The 22,755-nt window shown below is 36.3% G+C and carries 20 protein-coding genes; 13 read left to right on the forward strand and 7 right to left on the reverse strand.

What is annotated here, in order from left to right; all coding sequences use genetic code 11:
• The first annotated feature begins 70 nt into the window (after window positions 1–70).
• A complete protein-coding gene (locus NK356_RS03885) occupies window positions 71–448 on the forward strand; it encodes a YchJ family protein (RefSeq protein ID WP_034693320.1) in 378 nt (125 codons plus the stop codon).
• A 222-nt stretch (window positions 449–670) separates the two neighbouring features.
• Here NK356_RS03885 and NK356_RS03890 read toward each other — a convergent pair whose 3' ends face one another.
• Both NK356_RS03890 and NK356_RS03895 read right to left on the reverse strand, forming a co-directional pair.
• Window positions 671–1,171, reverse strand: coding sequence for a peptidylprolyl isomerase (locus NK356_RS03890; RefSeq protein WP_034693319.1), 501 nt, complete (start codon window positions 1,169–1,171; stop codon window positions 671–673).
• 146 nt (window positions 1,172–1,317) lie between these two features.
• The gene (locus NK356_RS03895) at window positions 1,318–1,566 is read right to left on the reverse strand and encodes a VF530 family DNA-binding protein (RefSeq protein ID WP_034693317.1); all 249 of its coding nucleotides are present in this window, start codon (window positions 1,564–1,566) and stop codon (window positions 1,318–1,320) included.
• Between the two features lie 108 nt (window positions 1,567–1,674).
• Here NK356_RS03895 and NK356_RS03900 point away from each other — a divergent pair, with 108 nt between their 5' ends.
• The 8 genes from NK356_RS03900 to NK356_RS03935 all read left to right on the forward strand — a co-directional run bounded on the left by NK356_RS03900 (window position 1,675) and on the right by NK356_RS03935 (window position 10,590).
• A complete protein-coding gene (locus NK356_RS03900; RefSeq protein WP_185103641.1) occupies window positions 1,675–1,827 on the forward strand; it encodes a hypothetical protein in 153 nt (50 codons plus the stop codon).
• A gap of 231 nt (window positions 1,828–2,058) precedes the next feature.
• Window positions 2,059–3,264 carry an exonuclease SbcCD subunit D gene (locus tag NK356_RS03905; RefSeq protein ID WP_253316291.1) on the forward strand — a complete coding sequence of 402 codons (1,206 nt, stop codon included), beginning with the start codon at window positions 2,059–2,061 and terminating at the stop codon, window positions 3,262–3,264.
• A gap of 3 nt (window positions 3,265–3,267) precedes the next feature.
• On the forward strand, window positions 3,268–6,303 hold the full coding sequence (locus tag NK356_RS03910) for an AAA family ATPase (protein WP_253316292.1): 3,036 nt from the start codon (window positions 3,268–3,270) through the stop codon (window positions 6,301–6,303).
• Between the two features lie 170 nt (window positions 6,304–6,473).
• Window positions 6,474–7,556 (forward strand): histidine kinase, encoded by a 1,083-nt coding sequence (locus NK356_RS24230; protein ID WP_051934247.1) that lies wholly within the window; start codon window positions 6,474–6,476, stop codon window positions 7,554–7,556.
• Window positions 7,557–7,560: 4 nt separating this feature from the next.
• Window positions 7,561–8,235: a LytTR family DNA-binding domain-containing protein gene (locus tag NK356_RS03920; RefSeq protein ID WP_034693310.1), complete on the forward strand. Its 675-nt coding sequence runs from the start codon at window positions 7,561–7,563 to the stop codon at window positions 8,233–8,235.
• Window positions 8,236–8,549: 314 nt separating this feature from the next.
• Window positions 8,550–9,284 carry an intradiol ring-cleavage dioxygenase gene (locus NK356_RS03925; protein ID WP_253316293.1) on the forward strand — a complete coding sequence of 245 codons (735 nt, stop codon included), beginning with the start codon at window positions 8,550–8,552 and terminating at the stop codon, window positions 9,282–9,284.
• A gap of 139 nt (window positions 9,285–9,423) precedes the next feature.
• The gene (locus NK356_RS03930) at window positions 9,424–10,071 is read left to right on the forward strand and encodes a hypothetical protein (RefSeq protein WP_156106393.1); all 648 of its coding nucleotides are present in this window, start codon (window positions 9,424–9,426) and stop codon (window positions 10,069–10,071) included.
• Between the two features lie 21 nt (window positions 10,072–10,092).
• A complete protein-coding gene (locus NK356_RS03935; RefSeq protein WP_253316294.1) occupies window positions 10,093–10,590 on the forward strand; it encodes a hypothetical protein in 498 nt (165 codons plus the stop codon).
• 183 nt (window positions 10,591–10,773) lie between these two features.
• On the opposite strand, the gene NK356_RS03940 is transcribed toward NK356_RS03935, so the two are convergent.
• A complete protein-coding gene (locus NK356_RS03940) occupies window positions 10,774–11,799 on the reverse strand; it encodes an LLM class flavin-dependent oxidoreductase (protein ID WP_034693307.1) in 1,026 nt (341 codons plus the stop codon).
• Between the two features lie 337 nt (window positions 11,800–12,136).
• Window positions 12,137–14,275 carry a DPP IV N-terminal domain-containing protein gene (locus NK356_RS03945; protein WP_253316295.1) on the reverse strand — a complete coding sequence of 713 codons (2,139 nt, stop codon included), beginning with the start codon at window positions 14,273–14,275 and terminating at the stop codon, window positions 12,137–12,139.
• 432 nt (window positions 14,276–14,707) lie between these two features.
• Here NK356_RS03945 and NK356_RS03950 point away from each other — a divergent pair, with 432 nt between their 5' ends.
• Together NK356_RS03950 and ygiD are read left to right on the forward strand one after the other, a co-directional pair.
• Complete coding sequence (locus NK356_RS03950; RefSeq protein WP_034693303.1) at window positions 14,708–15,220, forward strand: YceI family protein; 513 nt, start codon at window positions 14,708–14,710, stop codon at window positions 15,218–15,220.
• An 80-nt stretch (window positions 15,221–15,300) separates the two neighbouring features.
• Window positions 15,301–16,128 (forward strand): 4,5-DOPA dioxygenase extradiol, encoded by an 828-nt coding sequence (gene ygiD / locus NK356_RS03955; RefSeq protein ID WP_034693302.1) that lies wholly within the window; start codon window positions 15,301–15,303, stop codon window positions 16,126–16,128.
• 74 nt (window positions 16,129–16,202) lie between these two features.
• Here ygiD and NK356_RS03960 read toward each other — a convergent pair whose 3' ends face one another.
• The 3 genes from NK356_RS03960 to hutH all read right to left on the reverse strand — a co-directional run bounded on the left by NK356_RS03960 (window position 16,203) and on the right by hutH (window position 19,829).
• On the reverse strand, window positions 16,203–17,684 hold the full coding sequence (locus tag NK356_RS03960; RefSeq protein ID WP_253316296.1) for a S8 family serine peptidase: 1,482 nt from the start codon (window positions 17,682–17,684) through the stop codon (window positions 16,203–16,205).
• Between the two features lie 91 nt (window positions 17,685–17,775).
• Window positions 17,776–18,222 carry a GNAT family N-acetyltransferase gene (locus tag NK356_RS03965; RefSeq protein ID WP_253316297.1) on the reverse strand — a complete coding sequence of 149 codons (447 nt, stop codon included), beginning with the start codon at window positions 18,220–18,222 and terminating at the stop codon, window positions 17,776–17,778.
• Window positions 18,223–18,341: 119 nt separating this feature from the next.
• Window positions 18,342–19,829, reverse strand: a complete 1,488-nt coding sequence (hutH, locus tag NK356_RS03970; protein WP_034693297.1) for a histidine ammonia-lyase — start codon at window positions 19,827–19,829, stop codon at window positions 18,342–18,344.
• Window positions 19,830–19,959: 130 nt separating this feature from the next.
• On the opposite strand from hutH, the gene NK356_RS03975 reads away from it, so the two are divergent.
• Window positions 19,960–20,721: a hypothetical protein gene (locus NK356_RS03975; RefSeq protein ID WP_253316298.1), complete on the forward strand. Its 762-nt coding sequence runs from the start codon at window positions 19,960–19,962 to the stop codon at window positions 20,719–20,721.
• Window positions 20,722–20,807: 86 nt separating this feature from the next.
• On the forward strand, window positions 20,808–22,601 hold the full coding sequence (gene uvrC / locus NK356_RS03980) for an excinuclease ABC subunit UvrC (RefSeq protein ID WP_253316299.1): 1,794 nt from the start codon (window positions 20,808–20,810) through the stop codon (window positions 22,599–22,601).
• The last annotated feature ends 154 nt before the right edge of the window (window positions 22,602–22,755 follow it).

Genomic DNA, 22,755 nt, shown 5'->3' on the forward strand with positions numbered 1-22,755 from the left:
AATTCAAATAGGCAGAAGTCCTTTCTAATGAGATTCATTATTTTTGCATTCAAAATTTAAAATACGATATATGAACTGTCCATGCTGTTCAGGAAAATCCTACGAAGATTGCTGCAAACCTTATCATACCGGAGAAAAACACGCTCCTACTGCTGAAGCTCTGATGCGCTCAAGGTTTTCTGCTTTTGCCATTCCGAATGGGGAATATCTGATGGAGACTACTCTTCCGGGAAAAAGAAAATACCATAATAAGAAAGATCTTCAGGAATGGGGAGAAATCAATCAATGGACAAAACTGGAAATCATCCGGACTCCGGCTTTAAACCATGTAGAATTTAAAGCTTATTATACGGATCAGGACGGCCATCCACAAGTTCATCATGAGTTTTCTGTTTTTCAGAAAATGCATGAACGTTGGTATTATGTTTCTGGAGAGTTTTTGGATTAGTAAAGCTGTTGAGGAAATATATTGTGGAGTAATGCTTTGCGTATAGAACCACCCCGTCAAAAATTCTTTGAATTTTCGCCACCCCTTCAGAAGAGGAGAATGCCAGGCATTCAATACCTATTATAATTATAACCTTATAAATAAAAATGAGCCACAGATAATTCTGTGGCTCATTTTTTATCTCTAAAAAATATCCGAAAAACCGGACATTTTTTTATTTTTTTAGTGAGCTTCGTTTCCGTCAACTCCGTGAGCGTGACCATGTGCCAACTCTTCTTCAGTTGCAGGACGAGTGTTTAAAACTTCCACCTGGAAATCTAAAACTTTACCCGCCATTGGGTGGTTAAGGTCTGCCACTACAACTTCCGGAGTAATTTCTACTACAAAAGCCTGGAAGTTATTCCCCTGATTGTCTGATAAAGGAAGAATAGCTCCTACAGGTGGAAGCCCTGATTCTTTGAACATTTCCACAGGTAATTGTGCAATAGCATCCGGTTGTCTTTCACCGTAAGCTTCTTCAGGCTGAATTGTAAAGGCAGCTGTATCTCCAGCTTTCAAACCAAGGATATTCTGTTCAAATTTAGGAATCATCATTCCTACACCATACAAAAATGTAAGCGGATTTTCTGTTGTTGTTTCTTCTACAAGAATCTTACTTCCATCTGGTTCGATAGTATGAAGTATATACTTTACAGCTACAACGTGATTGTTTTCGATTGTCATATTTTTTCTTTTTTTCGTGATTTTGTTTCACGATTAATAATACAAATATAATGTTTTTGAAATGATTCAGTGAGCATGGAGGCTGGAGGTTGGAAGAAGGAAGTTATGAAAAGCATAAAGAAATGGAGATCTTCTTTTTACAGCCTTTATTTTTTTCTACTTTCATCTCTTTTTTTCTGTCTCAGCATAAAGAGATACAGGCTTTCCACCTTTGTTCTGGCCCACGGTGTTTTCCGCAGAAACTTCAGGGAAGAGTTGATACTTGGGTTATCTGTAAAACATTTTATATTGATCTGTTCGCCCAGCCTTTCAAAACCTTGATAGTATTCTACCAGTTCTTCAAGGATAGCATCCAGTCTTTTTCCGTGTAAAGGATCTTTGGACTGCTGTTCCATCTTTTTTTTTACAAAATTAATTTATTATAAGTTTATACGGAAATCTACACCTCTTCTTCCCTTTTTGTTTCTTATTTTTGAAGAAGCTATTTATTACCCATAAAAAATATGAGCAAAAATAACGAAGCGAACAGGAAAAAAAATAAAAAGAAAATTGATCAGAAAAAACGTAAAATCCAAAATGCAGAAGCAGAAAGGAAAATACGTTTAAAACAAATCCGGGAAGATTTCAAAGCAAGAGAAGCTGATAACGAACAATAAAACCGTTCTTTACTCAACCTATCCGGATTAAAAAACCTCAGATTTAAAATGACCAATTATAGTTGATTATAAACAATATTGTCTGAAAGTTTTTGTCTGAATTAAGGGAAACCTTATTTTTAAAAAATTAAGTATTCTCTATATTTACATTGTAATACCTGCAAATAATTCTCTGTGAAGCCCATTGAAAATTACGTTGCATATACTCTTTTTAATTCTCAAATTTAAATTATGAAAATCCTCCACACTGCCGACTGGCATTTGGGTAAACGCCTCGACCGCTTTTCAAGACTGGAAGAACAGGTTTTGGTTATGAATGAAATTGTTCAGATGGCCGATGAACAAAACGTTGATTTAGTTCTCATTGCCGGAGATTTATTTGATAATTTCAATCCAAGTGTAGAGGCTGCTGAACTTTTTTATAAAACATTAAAACGTTTATCATTAAATGGTAAACGTCCTGTGATTGCTATTTCCGGTAATCATGATTCTCCGAGCTTAATTGATGCTCCCGATCCTTTGGCAAGGGAATGTGGAATTATTTTAATAGGTCATCCTAAAGCTGAAATCAACCCTTTCGGTACAGATTATTTCAACATTATACATTCAAAAGAAGGTTTTATCGAGTTGAAAATTGATGGGATCAACTTTCCTGTAAGAATTCTTCACACTCCTTTCGCAAATGAAATCCGATTAAAGGAATACTTTGGAGAAAATAAAGAGGAAGAAATCAACAAAGTGCTTTCACAGACCTGGAAAAACCTTGCTGATCAGTTTTGTGATGATTCCGGAGTAAATCTTCTGACGGCTCATTTGTATATGAATAAAAGAGGTGCAGAAGTGTTGGAAGAACCAGAAGGAGAAAAACCAATTAAGATAGGCAATGCGGATTTGATTTTTTCAGACAGTATTCCTGAGCAGATTCAATACACAGCCCTCGGTCACCTTCATGGTTTTCAGAATATCGGAACGAAGGAAAAACCGGTTATTTATTCATCCTCTCCCCTTTGCTACAGCTTTAGTGAAGCGGGACAAACGAAGTATGTTTCCATTATTGAGGCAGAACCTGGAAAAACAGTTTCCTACGAGAAGAAACTCTTGAAAAGCGGCAGAGCTTTAGTCCGAAAAACATTTACCTCCATTGATGATGCTGTTCAGTGGCTGGGTGAAAATCCCAATACATTTATAGAACTTACGCTGGAAAGTGAGACTTTTTTAACGGCAGATGAAAGAAGATTAATTTATCAGTCTCACAACGGAATTGTTCACCTTATCCCCAAAGTAAAAAATCTGGAATTGTCAGAAGATCAAAACCATGAAATCAATTTGAGTCAGGATATTGATATTTTATTTAAAGATTATTTTAAATCTAAAAACGGTGGACAGGAAGCCAATGAAGAACTGATGAATTTGTTTAACGAAATTTTAAATGCATAAGCCATGATCCCTGTTCAATTAACTATCGAAGGACTTTACTCGTACCAGGAACGCCAGACGATTGATTTCAGAAATCTTACCGAAGCAGGATTGTTTGGTATTTTCGGAGCGGTAGGTTCCGGAAAATCATCGGTTCTTGAAGCGATTTCCTTTGCTTTATATGGAGAAACGGAGCGTTTGAACATGCGTGATAAAAGGGCTTATAACATGATGAATTTAAAATCAAACAGTTCTTATATAGAATTTGATTTTGTAAATTATGAGAATAAATTGTTCCGTGCTACCCGTGATTTTAAGAGAAATTCCAAAAAATTCGAAGAGGTAAAACCTAATACTGTTACTTTTTATGAGAACATCAATGGAAAATGGATTCCTTTAGATCATTCAAATGCGGAAGCTATTATTGGGTTAAGCTATTCCAACTTCAAAAGAACTATCATTATTCCGCAGGGACAGTTCAAAGAATTCCTTGAATTGGGCGCTGCAGAAAGAACGAATATGATGAAGGAGATCTTCAATCTTCAAAAATTTGACCTTCAGAACAATGTTTCTGCACTCAATGTCAAAAACAGATCTGAACTGGATCAGCTGGAAGGTCAATTGAAAGGTTTTGAAGAAATTAATGAGAAAAAAATTCAGATTCAAAAAGAGCAGCTTACTGAGGAACAGAAAAAACTCTCAGAATCAAATGAAAAACTGGAAAAGATCTCCCAGACTTATCAGCAGTTGAAAAACTTAAAAAGTGACTTTGACAGTTTACAACAGAATAAAGGAAAATTCAATAAACTCTCAGAAGAAAAGTCTCCAATGGATGCTCTGGAAGCACAGGCAGAATTATACGACCGTATTTTCAGGCTTTTCAACCCATTGATTATTGAGAAAAATAAGCTTTCAAAAGAGATTTCAGGCAAGCGAAATGAGAAAGAACAGCAGATCAAAAACCAACAGGAAACTGAAAAGGCTTTCAATATCATCAAGGAACAGCTTACTGCTCTTGAACCACAGTTTAAAGCATTGGAGCAATCCAGAATTCAGGAAAATGATTTGAATCTCATCATTCAGATCCTGACGTTTTCTGAAGAGATCAAAACTCTGAATGAAAGAACTCAAAAAGGGTCTGAAAAAGTAAAAGAAGTAAATGTTCACAAAGAGAAAATTCAAAAGACCATTGATGAACTTTCTGTACAGATTAAAAGTTTAAAGGAACAGAAACTTGATTCTGCACTGCTTTCTGAAGTGGGCAACTGGTTTATTCAACACAAGAATTTGAAAAAATCACTGCAGGAACAAACTGAAAAGATCGGGAAACATCAAAAACAAATCGAAGAAATTGCAGAAGAATTGAAACCTTTTGCTTATAACGAAAATTATAAAGAAGATTTCAGAATCAGAAAAGAAACCTTAGAGACTCAAAAAAAGGAACTTTCCCAGAAACTGGATCATCTCAAAATACAAAAAGAGCTTTCCCGTTTTGCCAATGAACTTCATGACGGTGAAAACTGTCCTCTTTGCGGATCTAAAGAGCATCCGCATATTGTGGAATTTCATGATGTGAATGCTGAGTTGAAGGAAATTCAGGAGAAAATAACTTCTGTGGAACAGGAAACTATTGGTCTTCAAAAACAGGAAGCTGAAATTGACAAAATTCTGGACCGTAAAAAAATCTTTGAAGAACAGCTTCTTTCGGAACAGAAAATCGTCCTTCAGATTCAAAAAGATATTGAAAATCATATCCTGAATTTTACATGGAAAACATTTTCTCCTGATCAGGAAGAAGAGTTTGAGAAAAAACGTTCAGATTCATTCATTTTAGAAAAAAAGATTGAGGAAACTGAACGGAATATTACTTTGGAAAGAGAAAATCTTGACAGGGAAACCAAAACTCTGGAAAAGTATAAAAGTGCTCTGGAAGCTTTCCGTTTAGAGGAAGTTTCGAAACAGGAACAGATCAATATCAGCCGTTCCGGTCTTAAAATCCTGGACTGGAATCAGTATATCCAAAAGGAAAAATCTGAGATTGAAAAATCTTATCAAAAGCTGGTACAATCCAACAAGGAAACTGAGGAAAATTACCAGAAGGCATTAGAACAGGAAAAAATCCTTTCTCCTAAACTGGCAGAGCAAAAAGCCATTGTCAGCCAGTCTGAAAAACAGATTGCAGAACTTGAAAAGGAAATTTCCAACAATGAGGAGGCAATTGTCAAAGCTTTAACAGATCAAAACTTCACAGAATTCAAAGAGGTTGAGCATATTTTACTTCAGGAAATTGATGTTCAGCTGGTGAGAGCTAAAGTTCAGCATTTCAAAGTTGAATTTGAAGCTTTAAAGAAATTCATCGGAGAGCTAGAATTAAAGTTGAAGGGACTTTCATTCGATAATGAACAGTTTTCTCTGACTGAAAAGCAATTCAATGAAGCACAAACCGAACAAAAACAGATCAGTGATTCTGTAGTCACAAAAACTGCAGAAATAGAACGTCTGGAAAAGGAATTTGTGAAAAAAGAGGAACTTCTGAAAGAGCTTACAAAGCTTCAGAAACGTTCGGAAAATCTGAAGATCATGATGAACCTGTTTAAAGGAGCAGGCTTTGTACAATATGTTTCATCTATTTATCTGAGACAGCTTTGCGATCATGCCAATGTACGTTTTCATCGCATGACGAGAAATCAACTGAGCCTTCAGCTTAATGAAAATAACGATTTTGAAATCATCGATTACCTCAATGAAGGAAAAAGCAGAAGTGTAAAAACGCTTTCCGGAGGGCAGGCATTTCAGGTATCTTTAAGTCTGGCTCTCGCTCTTGCAGAAAGCGTTCAGGCCAATGCACAGGCAGATAAAAATTTCTTCTTTATTGATGAAGGTTTCGGAACACAGGATACGGAATCTGTGAATATCGTATTTGAAACGCTCACCAATCTGATGAAAGAAAACAGAATTGTGGGAATTATTTCGCACGTGGAAGAACTGAAAGAGAAAATTCCTACGGCACTCAATATTATTAAAGACGAAGAAAGAGGAAGTCTGATCGAGATTGTATAAACAATTTTCAGTAACAAACTTCTTTTCTTGAAAGTACACTTAAGCTATGAAATTTTTTGATTTTCTGCTTAAGTGTATTTTTTTATGGCTCATTTTATTACATTTGAATGAAAAAGAATCTTAATCCATGTTTTTTACAAGGCATGTTCAGTCTTAAATAATTATACAGTGTGAAAAAAATCGGGCAACATATTATCCTTATTCTGTTACTCTTAACAATTCCGATTGTTTCTTCTCCTGATTTTGACGGAACATTATCTGTATTTAAGGTTTCCCCATTTCAGAGAGAGTTTATCCGGTTCGTATTGGTTGTCATCTTTTTTTACCTAAACCTTAATCTTTTCCTTCCCAAATTCTACAGCAAGAAGAAATATATCCCGTTTATAATCTGTATTCTGATCTGTTTCGGGCTCATGATTTTTATTCCTAATTATCTTACTGAAGAAAGCAGAATTTCGGCCCGGAATTTTCCTATGCAGATGCAGCCGCCTCCATTAAATCCCAATGGAGATATGCCTCCACCAATGGGAGAAAGATTTCCACAGGGCAACTTCCAGAACAGAAATAACTATTATATCCAGATGATTTTTTCATCACTTCTTCCTTTTCTATTCTCCTTTTTATCCTCTCTTTTTATTTTTAAGAATATCGAGAAAAAAGAATTGGAACGTTCCAAAGCGAAAGCAGAATTATTAAGCTTAAAATATCAGCTGCAGCCTCATTTTCTGTTCAATATTCTCAATTCCATTTACTCACTGGCTTTATTCAAATCTGATGATGCTCCCAACAGTATTCTGAAACTTTCCAATGTGATGCGCTACGTAGTTCAGGAAAGCAGTAAAGATCTGGTAAAGCTCAGCAAAGAAATTGAATATGTAAAAGATTATATAGCTCTGCAACTGATCAGAACAGACAACAGCCTCGATTTTTCGTATACAGAAACCGGAGAGACAAAGGATTTGCAAATAGCTCCTTTTATTTTGGTTAATTTTATTGAAAATGCCTTCAAATATGGCTTTAATGCTGAAGAAACCTCTAAAATAGCGATCAACATCATGATTGAGGAAGAACAATTTCATTTTCATGTTTTTAATAATATTGTGAACCGGAATATTACAGATGAAGAGAGCTTGAAAGTAGGATTAAAGAATACTCTTGAACATTTACAACAGATGTATCCTGGGAAACATTCTTTGAGCATGATCAATGATGGAAAGATTTTTGAAGTGGATTTAAAAATTAATTTACTCTAACCTTATGATAAAAGCCATCGCTCTTGACGATGAAATTCTCGCTTTAAAAATTATTGAGAATTATGCCGGAAAAATTGAAAACCTCTCTCTTGAAAAGGTCTTCAATACTCAAAGTGATGCCCAAAAATATCTTAATAAATTCCCTGTAGACCTCATCTTTCTGGACATAGAAATGCCATCTAAAAACGGAATGGATTTTTATAAAAACATTTCCCAGAACACTAAAGTTATCTTTACCACAGCCTACTCGGAATATGCTGTAGATGCATTCAGTATCAATGCCGTTGATTATCTGCTAAAACCATTTTCTTTTGAAAGATTCAAAGCAGCGGTAGAGAAGGTGAAAATCAATACTGATGCTGACGAAATAAAATACCTTTCCATACGTGCCGATTACAAACTCCATAAGATCAACTACGATGATATTCTGCTGATTGAAGGGCTTGATGATTATATCCAGATTCATTTAACTAATCACTCAACGATTACCGCACGTTCTTCCATGAAAAATATTATGGAAAAACTCTCTGAAAAGGATTTTGTAAGAGTCCATCGTTCTTATATCGTTCCCATACAGAATATTAAAACCATTGTCAACCGCAATATTCACATTGGAGATTTCATCATTCCTATCGGAGAAACCTACAAAGATCTTGTGATGAAGATTGTGAATAAGTGATTGGTTAAGTTCTGATGGAAGCAGAAGAATGGAAGATGGGAGTATTGAACGTCTTTAAAACATAGCTTAATACATCCGGTTTCCCTCTTCAAACTCCCATGCAAACTCTTAATAATTCTTAAAAAACACTCATTTACCGACACATTTTATTCGTTTACCTCATAAATTTTCCTGCACCGTTTTTTGAAAATACTTTTGGAATAAGAAAAGGCTGAAAGCTGTGAGCAAAGCTCTGGATGTTTTATAGTTCCAAATAACTTCCCACTCCCAGCCTCCCTCTTCCAGCCAAAAATATAATCTTAAAACCCTGTATTATGAAAACAATGAATAGAAAAGGCTTTCTGAAAAGCCTTGGATTAGCCGGAGTAACAGCCGTTGCCGCTCCTCTTTTAATCCATTGCGGAAATGATGATGATATTACGGATTCATCTTCTGGTACCTCAACAGGATCAGGTTCTACAGGATGTTCGGTTACCAATACTGAAACTGAAGGGCCGTTTCCTACAAAATCTCCATCAAGCTTGGTTCAAAGTAATATTGTGAGCGACAGAACCGGAGTTCCTTTTACCATTACGATCACGATACAGAATGTGAATACCAGCTGTGCAGTTTTACAGGGCGCTTTTGTGGATATCTGGCACTGCGATAAAGATGGAAACTACTCTGAATATGGAGGAACAGGAATGCAGCCTACCAACTACACGACGGTTCATTTTTTAAGAGGAAGACAGACTACAGATGCGAATGGTCAGGTAAAATTCACTTCTATTTTTCCGGGTTGGTACAATGGGAGAGCCACTCATATCCATGTTCATGTTTATAATTCTGCAGGACAGTCTTTATTGGTGACTCAGATTGCATTTCCTGAGGGAAGTGACAGTGCTGTGGTACTGGTAGCAGCAAGTACCGGATACAAAGGAATGAGCGGCTACACCTACAATGCCAATGATAATGTGTTCAGTGATGGAACCTCTAATGAAATGTCTGCTATCTCAGGAAGTGTAAGTGGTGGTTTTGCTCTCACTCATACGATAAAAGTATCGGCATAAACTCTGAAAAGTTTCTTAAATATTAGTTATTATCCCATTTCCACAAAGCACAGGTCTGATCTCAATAGGAATTGTTTGTTTCTCATCCTCAAAAGCAATGTATAGATCTGTGTCTCGTGGGAATATTAAAATGTCTCCTATGTTAGTTCAAAGCCCTTCAAAAATTTTCAAAAACGATTTCAGAATCTGGCAGGAAAATGATAAAAATACCGTTACTGAGATTCTTAACGATAAAGATAGAACTTATACTCTGTATAACGTCAAAGAGGTGGTTCTGGATATTGAAGGAGAATTAAGACTTAGTTTTGAAGAAGAAAGAACTCTTCTCATACTGCCTTTGTACGGGGAAATTATTATCAATGATTTTTATGAAACAATTTCGGCAGGAATGTCTCTCACGCTGAATACCCAGAAAGGAAAAGATATTGTCATCAAAAATATGATCTATCACGATCAGACAGATCTTTTAATTTTTGAATTAAAAAAACAAGAAAATATTCAGAACTACACCAAAAATGTACTGGATTTCACCCTAAAAAACAATGTCTTTACTATTTCTAAGGTATTACAGCAGCCTAACTTTATCGGACTTTATAATGGACGTGCTGAAGGATATTATGCATTGAAAGATGCTGATAAATCTATTTTTGGGATGGTTCTCAACGGCGCATTTGAATTTCAGAACAGACTGATGGAAAACCGGGATGCTATTCTGCTTTGGGAACTTGAAGAACTGGAGTTTGAAGCTTTAAGTGAAAATGCCCTGATTCTTTTTATGGAAGTGTAAAATGATAAAATGGATGAAACGATGAAAAAAATAAAACTCGCTTTCCGTATTGTTATCGATCAAAGTTCGGAAATGATTTGGGATCGCTATGTATTTGATGATACTTATTTTGAATATAAAATTCAGCATCAGGTTTTTGATGACAAAGATAATCCCGTAAAGAATTATTGGGAACTGCTTCAGAAAAATCCGAACGCTCAGAAAATCCCTTTTTTATTGAGCAGTGCGGCTAACAATTATGTTTCGCAATTGGGTGGAATAATCAGAAGTATTCCGGATGTTTTAGGGAATACCTTCTTCTCATTTGAAAATTTTAAATTAGATCTGGTCTCTTCTCATCTCGAAGATCCTTCAAAACATAAAATAGGTCTTACTTTTTTCTCACCTGAACTTCTACTGATTGATATTATTGATGGTAAATACCTTCTCAGCAAAGAAACAGACCTGGAAAATGGATGGGAAACTTTCATGCTTCCGTTTCATCCTCAGATGTCAATTGCCTATTATCAGGAAATATAATTTTTGTGATTTCTATAGAAAGAGACTATCTCAAAAGTCAAACAATTTGACTTTTGTCATTCTGAACACAGACTGAAAGTCTGCGAACGAAGTTCATAAATGTAGTGAAGAATCTCATGTATTTGGTTATCTATGAGATTCTTCCTTCGTCAGAATGACACTTCTGAGACAGTCTCTTTTATTTTATAAGTCTTTAATGGCAGGTTTTACCTCTTTTCCGAATAATTCAATAGACTTCATCATCACGTCATGGGCAGGATCTCCCACATCCATATGCCCGATAAATCTTGTAATTCCGAAAATCTCTTTCATATAAGCAATCTTATCTGCTACTTCAGCCGGACTGCCGATGAATAAAGCACCGTCTTTGCTTCTTCCACCCTCATACTGTGCTTTTGTGTAAGGCGCCCATCCTCTGGAAGCTCCTATCCTATCCATCTGAGATTTATAATTATGGAAATACCCATCTACTACTTTTTGATCATCACTTACAAAAGTATGGGAGTGAACCGCAATCTGCATTTTCGAAACATCATGCCCTGCTTTTTGGTATTCCTGTTTGTAGAATTCAATTAAATTTCTAAACTGAATCGGCATTCCTCCAATAATGGCTACCACTAAAGGCATTCCAAGCTGTGCTGCGCTCAAAACAGATTGAGGAGTTCCTCCGACAGCTCTCCAGATTGAAAGCTTTCCATCATTTTTTGCTCTTGGATACACCGTTTGATTCTGCATCGGAGCACGAAGTTTTCCTGACCAGCTTACGTTTTCTTCAGAATTGATTTTCAGTAATAATTCTAATTTTTCGTCAAATAACTGTTCATAGTCATTCAATGAATAGCCATACAAAGGAAATGACTCAATGAAACTTCCACGTCCCACAAATATCTCTGCTCTTCCGTCTGAAATTAAATCCAGCGTTGCAAAATCTTCATATACTTTTACCGGCTCCGAAGAACTTAAAACAGTAACTCCACTGGCCAGTTTTATATTTTTTGTAATACTTGCTGCTGCTGCCAAAACAATCTCCGGGGAGGAAACAGCATAATCAGGACGGTGATGTTCTCCCATTGCGAAAACATCAATTCCCACCTCATCCATGAATTTTACCTGATCCAGTATCTCACGGATTTTAATTCCTGCATCTCTATATTTTCCGGTAGATTGGTCTAAAGCCAAATCTCCGAACATTCCAATTCCTAATTCCATATTGTTGATTTTAGTGATACAAAAATACCACTCTGAAATATCAAAAACATTGATGTTTGTTAAGATCGGCAATACTGAAAATGAAGTGTGTATTTGTTGGAAAATGCAAAGGCGCAAGGAGTTTTTATTTTTATACTGTTTCAAGACGCAAGAAAATCAAAGATTTATGCATACAGTGTATATAGTATTAGAACTGTACAATTTTATCACAGATAAAATCCTTGCGTCTTACAACATAACCATTTAATAATCTTGCGCCTTTGCATTTTCCAAAAAAACATAATACTTGTATAGCAAAAACAAAAAATCCAGCCTAAAACCAGGCTGGATTGTATTATTATTTCTTCAGATACAAATCAAAATAATCTGTGATTTTCTGCATCAGGTGAACTCTGTCTTTCCCAATCACATTATGCGGATGTCCCGGATACGTAAAGTAATCCAACTGAACTCCGTTATCCACAGCTGACTTGATAAACTTGATAGAATGCTGCCATACCACCACATCATCCTGCGCCCCGTGAATCATCAGTAATTTTCCTTTCAGATTCTGAACTTTATCCAGAAGATTAGCCGCTGCATATCCCTGTGGATTTTCCTGTGGAGTATCCATATATCTTTCTCCATACATGATTTCGTACATGCTCCAGTCGATTACAGGTCCTCCTGCTACACCCACTTTGAATACATCCGGTTTACGAAGCATGAAGCTTGTTGTCATAAATCCTCCGAAACTCCATCCATGGATTCCCATTTTATCTCCATCTACATAAGGAAGCGACTTTAAGTAGTCTACTCCTTTCATCTGGTCATTCATTTCTGTAGTTCCCAGGTTTCTGAATACAGCCTGCTCAAACTTCATTCCTCGGTTAGAAGAACCTCTTCCGTCCATCGTAAAAATAATATAACCGTTCTGGGCCATATATTCATACCAAAGATTTCCTGAAGCAGGGAAAGTATTTGTGATCAGCTGCAAGTGTGGTCCGTTGTACAGATAAACAATGGTGGGGTATTTTTTATTTGGATCAAAGTTGGTTGGAAGAATGATTTTTCCGTACAAAGGAGTTCCGTCATCTGCTTTTAAAGTTACGTTTTTAATTTCCGGTCTCTGATAATTCTTTAATGGATTTTCAGAAGTAAGGATATTGGTAGTTTTTAAATTCACTGTATTGATAATGTTGGCAACTCTTGGTGAATTGGCATTACTGTAAGTGTCATACAGATAATTTCCATCGCTGCTCAAAGTTCCGATGTGCATTCCTTCTGCATTATCAAGCTTTTGCATTTTGAAATTGGTCCAGTTAATTCTGTATAAATGTCTTTCCAAAGGAGTCTCTTTTGTTGATGTAAAATAGATTTCCTTTTTCTTTTCATTGAATCCTAAAATCTCCGTTACCAGCCAGTCACCTTTTGTAATTTGAGATACCAGTCCTTTTTCAAGGCTATAGTGGAACAGATGGTTATATCCTGTTCTCTGGCTCTGCCAAATGAAGTCTGTATTAGAGTTTGGGAAGAATGTAAGTGGATGCTGTGGCTCAACATATTTACTATCTGTTTCCTCAAATAAAGTTTTTACCAATTCTCCTGTCGCAGCATCATATTGATTCATTTTCATATGATTCTGACCTCTGTTCAGTACACCTACAAAGATGTATTTTGAATCCGGACTCCAGGTAACAGCCGTTAGATATTGGTCTTTTTCGCCTTCCACTTTTAAGAAAGTAGTAGCTTGAGTTTTAATATTGAACACCCCTAATGTCACCTGGTGAGAAGTCTGACCAGCCATTGGATATTTGATATTATGATTTACGGCCGGAGTTACAGACCAATCGATGATTGGGTAATCTGCAACCATGCTCTGATCCATTTTATAGAAAGCAACACTCTCAGAGTTTGGAGCCGGGAAAATTCCGGTATCAATTCCAAATTCATTTCTGTGAACAGCTTGTCCGCTAATGATATTTTCGTTCGTTTCGTTGGTAACCGCAATGGTTTTCCCGTTTCTGTTTATAAATAAATTATTCTTTGTTGTGAAGGCAAAAGTCTGACCGTCACCAAACATTTTCACGTTTGCAGCATCCTGATCAATGGTAGCTGTGCTTTTTACTTTCCAGTCGTTTCCTGATTTTTCAATCCACGACATTTTACCACCTGTCGTAAAATAGCCATTGGAATTTCCTGTAAATTTAATAGGTGGAACAGCTTTAAACTTATCATTGGAAAGGTTTCTGTTCAGTTGACTCAACGAGATCAGAGTATCCTGTTTGTTGGTCTTCAAATCTGTAATCAGATAACCACCTTTCACGGCCTGGATATAAGATTTTCCGTCTGCAGCCCATGAAAACTGGGAGATATTTTTTACAGCAAGGTTGGTTCTCATTCCATTTACAGCCTCCGCCATGGTAAACTTCTGGGTTTGGGCAAATGCTGAACTGCCTAAAACCAGCATCAATAAAGAAAATTTATGTAATTTCATTGTATAAAATTGAATCCTCCAAAAATAAGAAATAAAAACCATTCGTTAAGAAGTGTTAAATTAAAACATTCATAAAATGGAATTCATGCATTCAAAGGAATTATTTCTTAACTTAATAGTAGAATTTTTAAAGGCATTAGGATAGGTGAATTTTGAAGAGTCAATCCGCTGCGCTTGTCAATTTGATGTTGGAATAAATTCATCATTCATTTGCAAAGCAAAATTGACCTTGATTATTAAATGAGTCAATCGTGAACTGTCAATCCGCTACGCTTGTCAATTTTTAATTATTGGAAAGTGATAACTATTCACTTGCGGAGCAAAATTGACGATTAATGTTAAAATCTCATTTCTTATCCTATATCAATGACTTGTATAGGTACACTGTCCTAAATTTGCATCATTAATAACAAACAAAAAATACAAAATACAATGGCAACAAAATGGATTTTAGACCCTACGCATAGTGAAATTACTTTCAAAGTAAAACACATGATGATTTCTAATGTAAAAGGAAGCTTCAGAACTTTCACCGCTGAAATTGAGTCTGAAGACGAATTCTTTGCAAATGCAAAAACTACAGCTACTATCCAGACGGATTCTGTATTCACAAACAATACAGACAGAGATAACCACCTAAAGTCTGCAGAGTTCTTCAATGCTGAAGTACACCCTACTATCACTTTTGAATCTCAGGCGTTAAATAACTCTATCGTTGGAAATCTTACCATCAACGGAATTACAAAACCTGTAACGCTTGATGTAGACTTCGGAGGAATCAACGTAGACCCATGGGGAAATACAAAAGCAGGTTTCTCTTTTGAAGGAAAAATCAGCAGAAAAGACTTCGGATTAAACTGGAATGCAGCTCTTGAAGCAGGAGGTGTAATGGTAAGTGATGATGTAAAAGTAGCTGGTGAATTACAGTTTGTAAAACAGGCATAGTAAATTAATATATATGATAAAAGGTTCGGGGATTTTCTAAAAGCCTTGAACCTTTTATTTTTTTATAATCTTCAATATTTATGAACCTCAACGATCTTCAAAATATAAGCAACGGTTTTAAAAACACACAGAGAATGCCTGTTTTATTTCTTGGACATGGTTCACCAATGAATGCCATTGAAGAGAATCAATTTGTACAGGGTTTCCGGAAAGCAGCTACAGAAATTCCAAAACCTAATGCAATTCTTTGTATTTCTGCCCACTGGTATACAGACGGAACTTTTGTAACCGCTATGGATATGCCGAAAACCATCCATGATTTTTATGGTTTTCCAAAAGCACTTTTTGATGTACAGTATCCTGCTCCGGGAAGTCCGGAACTGGCGAGAGAAACAGCGGAATTACTTCTTCCTGTAGATGTGGAAGAAGACCACAACTGGGGACTGGATCATGGTGCATGGTCAGTTATCAAACATATGTATCCTGATGCCGATATTCCGGTGATCCAGCTGAGTATTGACCATACAAAGCCTCCGCAGTATCATTATGATCTTGCCAAAAGACTCAACAAACTTCGTGAAAAAGGTATTCTTATTATCGGAAGTGGAAATATTGTTCATAACCTCCGCCTCATCGACTGGAAAAATATAAATACAGTGGGAGCTGGCTGGGACTGGGCAGTGGAAGCCCGTGAAAAAACCAACAACTGGTTACTTGACGGTAACTTTCAAAATATTATTGATTATCAGAAACAAGGGACTTTCTTACAATATGCTGTTCCTACACCTGATCATTATCTTCCTCTACTTTACTCTTTAGGGCTGAAAGATAAGTCCGAAGAGCTTAGTTTATTCAATGACGAGCTTATTGGTGGATCATTGAGTATGACAAGTGTAAGGATAGGATAATCTAATCTATATTACAATAAAAAAGGAAATACCTCAGCTGAGATATTTCCTTTTCTTTTTTATGGAATTATTATTTATTGTACCGCTTTCAGAACATTGATGTTTCCGTAGCCATAGCTTGAATTTACATTTGGATAGTAGGTAGCAGACTGTCTCATTTTATTCAGTACCTGATCTCTTGTCCATGATGGATTTTTAGCCCAAACCAAAGCGGCAATTCCTGCTGTAGCTGCTGTAGCCACTGAAGAACCACCTACATAATCTGCCTGACCATTATAATAGCTCAATACAGGAACAGTATTCCCTGAAGGTCTCTCCATCTGAAAAGTAAAATCAATCTGACTTCCCGAGTGGCACACATCACATTTCTGATTGGAAGTATTTTCTTTTACTCCTGTTATCGCCTGAGTTTCCGGCATTGATGCAGGGAAAATGACTCCGACAAAACTAGTGAAACTGGTTGAAGTACCACCTGCACAGAAGATCAGCTTTCCTTTAGAATAAGCATATTTAACCCCATCTTCAATTTTTCCGACGGAGAAGATATGTCCCATTGACATAGAGATGATTTTTACACTGGTATTGTTACCCAATTCTGTGAAAGCCGTTTTTACAGCAGTCTGTTCACTGGAAGTTTCAAGAACAACATTTTCTGCAGCTCTGTAGGCAATAAGATTGGCATTATAAGCTACTCCTACAGGTAATCCTGCATTATTTCTTGGTGCTGCCATTACGGAAGCCATTTTTGTTCCGTGTCCACACTGATCTCCGGATCCATCTGAATTATATACTCCGTATTTACTGATCGTTCTTCCTGAAGAAGCTCCATTATTAAAACTTCCTCCCAACAAAGTCTGTTCAGGAGAAACTCCTGTATCAATAAGTCCTATTGTAACACCTGCACCTGTACTGTAGCTCCATGCATCAGGAATATTATGCTTAGCAAAAGCCCAAGGTATTTTTGCACTTGGTGTCGTTGAAGTATAGTCTGCAGTACTTAAGGTAGATGATGAGAACCCACATCCTGACGAGCCACTTCCTGAAGATTTTGCAGCTGCATTATATTGAGCTTCAAATTCAAAATAATGATAGTCTGCCGGCTCTACATATCGGATGTTTTTCATTTGTCGGAGCGCGGAAACAGTTTCCTCATTTTCTATCACAACATCCATCTGATTAAGATATTGATCTGAAAGAAGAAGAAAATTTCTTTCGTCTTTTCCTTCATATTTTTTGATTACAGAAAGAACTTCCTTTTCAATATCGTTGCTGTTTGGAGATTTACTTCTGTCGAAGTCATCTTTAGAAGCTCCAAAACCGATAGAGACCATTTTATTTCCACGGAAAATAGCACTCCATACAAAATGATCGGATTCATTCTTCCAATTGAAAGTACCGTCCGTTTTAATCGCCTGATTGATCCTTTCGTTGATCTGTTTTGCAGTCAATGGATCTTTCTGAGCCATTTCGGTTTTTACATTTTCGTTCTGAAGTTCTTCTCTTGAGCAAGAGTTTAAAGCAAAAAATATTGCTAATAGGAATACAGTTTTTTTCATATGTTATAATTTTGGTTGAGGCCACAATATAACACTTTAACGGGAATTAAAAATTGAAAAAAAATGAATTTAGCATTACATGAATATTAAATTACAATACTTTCCCGTAGCACACACTTTGCTCTATTCCAACGTATTGTCCATAATTGGGTATTTGATAAAAACCTCTTTTTTGATAAACTGAGATGGCACTTTTAAGATCCCTGGAAGTTTCCAAAACAGCTTTTGTAAAGTTCAATTCTGTTGCCCAACTTTCAAGTTCTTTTACAATGGTGGAACCTAGTCCTTTCTTTCTGAATTCCGGATGGGTAAACATTCTTTTAATTTCTACAGTATCTTCTGAAAATGGTTTGAATGCTCCGCAGGCTGCGGGAATATCATCTATATAAGCTACGACACAGTTTTTGATGGTATCTATTGTATTGAACTGAGCAAAGAAGTCATCATTTTCACCATTATGTTCAGACAAAGTGGCATCGAGGAGTTTTACAAGGTCCTGAAAATCTTTATTAGTGGAATCTGTTCTGAGGATATGCATTTTTATTTGATTAAAAGATGAATGTGGATAGAATCAAACCTTATAGATAGGTTTAAACCCAGCCATTATTTAGTAGAAAACAAAAAAGCTCCCTTTCGGAAGCCTTTATTTTATTTGGATTAGTTGACAACAAATTTTCTTTCGTTAATTAACTCAGCAATTGCGAGCATATCTTTACCGATCAGTCTGTCATCTTCCAGCTTGGCAACTTTAGAACGAAGAATAGCAAAGTTTTCTTCAATTACTTTAGAGCATTTCGCCGGTCTTCTGAATTCCAGTCCCTGAGCTGCAAACATCAACTCAACAGAAAGAATGTTCACAAGGTTTCCAAGAACCTGATTGAATTTTCTTCCTGAAATACTTCCCATAGAAACATGATCTTCCTGTCCTAAACTTGTTGGAATAGAGTCTGCTGATGCAGGGAAACATAATGTTTTGTTCTCTGTAACCAACGCTGCTGAGGTATACTGAGGAATCATAAATCCGGAATTCAATCCTGAGCTTTCCGTTAATAATCTCGGAAGTCCATATTTTCCTTCTAATAATAAGTAACTTCTTCTGTCTGAAATATTCCCCAATTCCGCAGCTGCTAATGTAGCATAATCTAAAGGCAACGCCATTAGCTGTCCGTGGAAGTTTCCACCTGAAATAGATTCTTCAGCGCTTAGGACAATCGGATTATCTGTTACAGAGTTCAATTCTGTTTCTGCCATTCCTTTAAGATGCTCAAAAGCATTTCTGCTGGCTCCGTGAACCTGTGGTACACATCTCATGGAATAAGGATCCTGAACTCTCTCACAATCTTCATGAGCTTTCATATTTTCGGATCCCTTTAAGAACTTAAGCATTCTTGCCGCCACTTTTTTACTGCCTTCGAAAGGTCTGATCTCGTGAAGTTCCTTTTTAAATGGGCTTGCTGATCCTCTGTACGCTTCAAGACTCATAGCAGCTGTCATATCAGCAAGGTCTAATAAGTATTCAAATTTTTCAAGTCCTTTGATCGCATGAGCAAGGATAAACTGCGTACCATTGATTAATCCCAATCCTTCTTTTGGACCTAAAGCTAATGGTTCAAGGTCATGTTTTTTCAAAACCTCCATGGTATCAGAAACCTGATCACCTTCCCAAACTTGTCCTAAACCAAGTAAAGGCAGTACAAGATGTGCTAAGGGAGCAAGGTCTCCTGATGCTCCTACAGATCCCTGTTCAGGAACTACAGGAATGATATCTTTCTCAAGCATCAGAATCATTCTTTCAATCACTTCCAGGGAAACTCCTGAAAATCCTTTCGAAAGCGCATGTACTTTGGCAATCATCATAATCTTGGAAAGCTCTTTATCAATGGGCTTCCCTACACCTACCGCATGAGAAATGATAAGGTTGTATTGTAACTGAGCGGTTTCGTCTGCTGAAATTTTAGTATCACACAATGGTCCGAATCCTGTATTGATTCCATATACACATCTGTCTGACTCTACTATTTTCTGTACGTTTTTCTGAGATTTTAAAATTTGTTCTTTTGCTGCTTTGTTTAGCTTGGCTTTATTAGGTTTTTTACATATTTCCAGAACATCATGGAAAGTAAAAACATCTACTCCGTATATCATTTCTAAAAAATTTCCTTAAAATTACGCATTTAACAATAATTGGAAAAGCTAAATTTCAATCTTCTATATTTTTATAAAACAAGCGAAATAATTTACTACTTTTAGCCTCGAAAATTAAAAACAATAATACATGAGACTGAAAACTCTACTACTTGCTGTATGTGTAGCAAGCACAACTGCTTTCGCGCAGAAAGTAAAATACTCTAAAGAGGACATCAAAAAAATGGAAACTTACCTTTTTAATGAAGGTTTTAATACTCCATCTCCTAAGAAAACATCTACCATTATCTTAAAAGACGGAACAAGCTACAAAGGTTTCTGTAATAAGATTGAAACCAAAAAAGGGCAGATCTACGAAGTTGCTATCAAAGACAGTGTGACCAAAAAGAATGCTACTTTCAATGCTGATCAGATCAATGAGATGTATGTGTATCCAAGCAATGCAGAGAAGATTGCAAAAGTGGCAAAATACATGGGGAATATCAGAAACTTCGGAACTAAGAAGTTGACAAAAAACACCAACAATGACAGAATTTATTTTGTAAATCAGACTGTTTCTTTAAAGAACAAAAAAGATGATAAGGAATTTCTGATGCAGGTTATCAATCCAGGTTTTGATGATATTATTTCGGTATACCACGATCCCAGAGCCAAAGAAACAACAGGTTTTTCTGTAATGGGATCCCCACAGCTTGGAGGAGGAGTTATCAAATCTTATTATGTAAAAAAGGGCAACAAGGTAATGTGGCTGCATAAAGATGATTTTGAAGACAATTATGATTTTCTATTTGGAGACAATCAGGATTTCATGAAAAAATATCCTAAGAACTCTGTAGAATGGGATTACTTCAGTTTTCTTGTAAGTGAATATACTGCAATGGCAAACGGATAAAATACTTTGAACCATAAAATAAAACCTGTAGAGCCATCTGCAGGTTTTTCTTTTTTAAATAGGGAAAGTTTCCTTAATTTTGTTATATGAATCCTTCTTTAGAACTACAGCTCAAAACCTTACCATCCGAACCCGGTGTTTATCGTTATTACGATAAAAACGAACAGCTTTTGTATGTTGGGAAAGCTAAAAATCTTAAAAAGAGGGTTCTCTCTTATTTCAACAAAAACCTTTCCGGATACAGGATCAAAATAATGGTCAGCAAAATCCAGCGGCTGGAAACGACGATTGTAAACAGTGAGTATGATGCCCTATTATTGGAAAATAACCTGATTAAAGAGCATCAGCCGTTTTATAATGTCATGCTGAAGGATGATAAAACTTATCCATGGATCTGCATCAAAAATGAAGATTTCCCAAGAATTTTCCTGACAAGAAATGTCATAAAAGACGGATCAGAATATTACGGTCCTTATGCAAAAGTACGTCCTGCAAAAATATTACTGGATACCATAAAACATATTTATAAGCTTAGAACCTGTAACCTGAATCTTTCTCCATCTAAAATTGCGGATGGAAAATATAAGGTCTGCCTGGAATACCACATCAAAAACTGTGAAGGGCCATGTGAAGATCTTGAAAGTAAGGAAGATTATGACGAAAAAATAGATGCCATCCGTGGAATTATCAAAGGGGATTTCCGGAAAGCAAAAGATTACCTGGTGAATCAGATGATGAAACTGGCTTCCAACCTGAAGTTTGAAGAGGCTCAGATCATTAAGGAAAGACTGGATATTCTTGAAGATTATCAGGCTAAAAACACAGTTGTTAATCCGAATATTGATGATGTGGATGTTTTCGGAATGACCAGTGACGAAACCGCAGCATATGTCAATTTCTTTAAGATAAGAAACGGAAATATCATCCAGAGTTTTACCACAGAAATCAAAAAGATTCTTGAGGAAACCGATGAAGACATTATGGAAGAAGCTTTGATAGAGATTCGCCAAAAGTTTTCTTCAGATTCTAAAGAAGTTCTCTTACCCTTTCATTTGTCTGTAGAAATTCCCAATGTAAAACTGATTGTTCCAAAAGTTGGAGACAAAAAAAGAATTGTAGAGCTTTCTGAAAAAAATGCAAAAGAATACCGTCTGGAAAAGCTGAAGCAGGTTCAGATTGTAGATCCTGAAAGGCATACCAACAGAATCATGGCTGAAATGCAGAAACTTCTGAGAATGCCGGTAGAACCAAGACATATTGAAGGTTTTGATAACTCAAATATTCAGGGAACCAATCCCGTGTCTGCCTGTGTTGTTTTTAAAGATGGAAAACCGAGTAAAGCAGATTACAGAATTTTCCATCCTAAAACGGTAGAAGGGCCAAATGATTTTGCAACCATGGAAGAGGTCATCTACCGCCGTTACAAAAGAATGCTTGATGAAGGAGAAAGTCTTCCCCAGCTGATTCTGATAGATGGAGGAAAAGGGCAACTCTCTTCTGCTGTCAAAAGCCTGAGGTTATTAGGTCTGTACGGAAAAATTACCATTGTAGGGATCGCCAAGAGGCTGGAAGAAATTTTCTTCCCGGAAGATCCTATTCCGTTATATCTCGATAAAAAATCTGAAACATTGAAAATCCTTCAGCGTGTACGTGATGAAGCCCACCGATTTGGAGTAAAACATCACAGAACGAGAAGGAAAAATTCTACTATAAAATCTGAGCTGGAAGAAATTCCCGGTGTGGGAGAAAAAACTATTGAATTACTCCTGTCTAAACTGAAGTCTGTAAAACGTATCAAAGAAGCTAATCTGGAAACCCTGGAAGAAATTCTAGGTAAGAGTAAGGCTAAGGTAATTTGGGAGTTTTTTAATGCTAATTAATGATCTGACATAGCACAATAGTTCGATTTCCACAGATAAAAGTTTTTTTTTCGGTAAGATTTCATTGGAATTTACCATTTTATCAAAATGGGACAAAAACCAAAATTCCTTTTAATACAAAACAAACACAACAATAAAAAGCACAAATAAATAA

Source organism: Chryseobacterium sp. S0630, from assembly GCF_024158915.1.
In the GTDB taxonomy this organism is placed as follows: domain Bacteria; phylum Bacteroidota; class Bacteroidia; order Flavobacteriales; family Weeksellaceae; genus Chryseobacterium.

Excerpts from the sequence above, each read along its gene's own strand:
- NK356_RS03885 (WP_034693320.1), top strand. The coding sequence starts at position 71 with ATGAACTGTCCATGCTGTTCAGGAAAATCCTACGAAGATTGCTGCAAA.
- NK356_RS03890 (WP_034693319.1), bottom strand. The coding sequence starts at position 1,171 with ATGACAATCGAAAACAATCACGTTGTAGCTGTAAAGTATATACTTCAT.
- NK356_RS03895 (WP_034693317.1), bottom strand. The coding sequence starts at position 1,566 with ATGGAACAGCAGTCCAAAGATCCTTTACACGGAAAAAGACTGGATGCT.
- NK356_RS03900 (WP_185103641.1), top strand. The coding sequence starts at position 1,675 with ATGAGCAAAAATAACGAAGCGAACAGGAAAAAAAATAAAAAGAAAATT.
- NK356_RS03905 (WP_253316291.1), top strand. The coding sequence starts at position 2,059 with ATGAAAATCCTCCACACTGCCGACTGGCATTTGGGTAAACGCCTCGAC.
- NK356_RS03910 (WP_253316292.1), top strand. The coding sequence starts at position 3,268 with ATGATCCCTGTTCAATTAACTATCGAAGGACTTTACTCGTACCAGGAA.
- NK356_RS03920 (WP_034693310.1), top strand. The coding sequence starts at position 7,561 with ATGATAAAAGCCATCGCTCTTGACGATGAAATTCTCGCTTTAAAAATT.
- NK356_RS03925 (WP_253316293.1), top strand. The coding sequence starts at position 8,550 with ATGAAAACAATGAATAGAAAAGGCTTTCTGAAAAGCCTTGGATTAGCC.
- NK356_RS03930 (WP_156106393.1), top strand. The coding sequence starts at position 9,424 with ATGTTAGTTCAAAGCCCTTCAAAAATTTTCAAAAACGATTTCAGAATC.
- NK356_RS03935 (WP_253316294.1), top strand. The coding sequence starts at position 10,093 with ATGAAAAAAATAAAACTCGCTTTCCGTATTGTTATCGATCAAAGTTCG.
- NK356_RS03940 (WP_034693307.1), bottom strand. The coding sequence starts at position 11,799 with ATGGAATTAGGAATTGGAATGTTCGGAGATTTGGCTTTAGACCAATCT.
- NK356_RS03945 (WP_253316295.1), bottom strand. The coding sequence starts at position 14,275 with ATGAAATTACATAAATTTTCTTTATTGATGCTGGTTTTAGGCAGTTCA.
- NK356_RS03950 (WP_034693303.1), top strand. The coding sequence starts at position 14,708 with ATGGCAACAAAATGGATTTTAGACCCTACGCATAGTGAAATTACTTTC.
- ygiD (WP_034693302.1), top strand. The coding sequence starts at position 15,301 with ATGAACCTCAACGATCTTCAAAATATAAGCAACGGTTTTAAAAACACA.
- NK356_RS03960 (WP_253316296.1), bottom strand. The coding sequence starts at position 17,684 with ATGAAAAAAACTGTATTCCTATTAGCAATATTTTTTGCTTTAAACTCT.
- NK356_RS03965 (WP_253316297.1), bottom strand. The coding sequence starts at position 18,222 with ATGCATATCCTCAGAACAGATTCCACTAATAAAGATTTTCAGGACCTT.
- hutH (WP_034693297.1), bottom strand. The coding sequence starts at position 19,829 with ATGATATACGGAGTAGATGTTTTTACTTTCCATGATGTTCTGGAAATA.
- NK356_RS03975 (WP_253316298.1), top strand. The coding sequence starts at position 19,960 with ATGAGACTGAAAACTCTACTACTTGCTGTATGTGTAGCAAGCACAACT.
- uvrC (WP_253316299.1), top strand. The coding sequence starts at position 20,808 with ATGAATCCTTCTTTAGAACTACAGCTCAAAACCTTACCATCCGAACCC.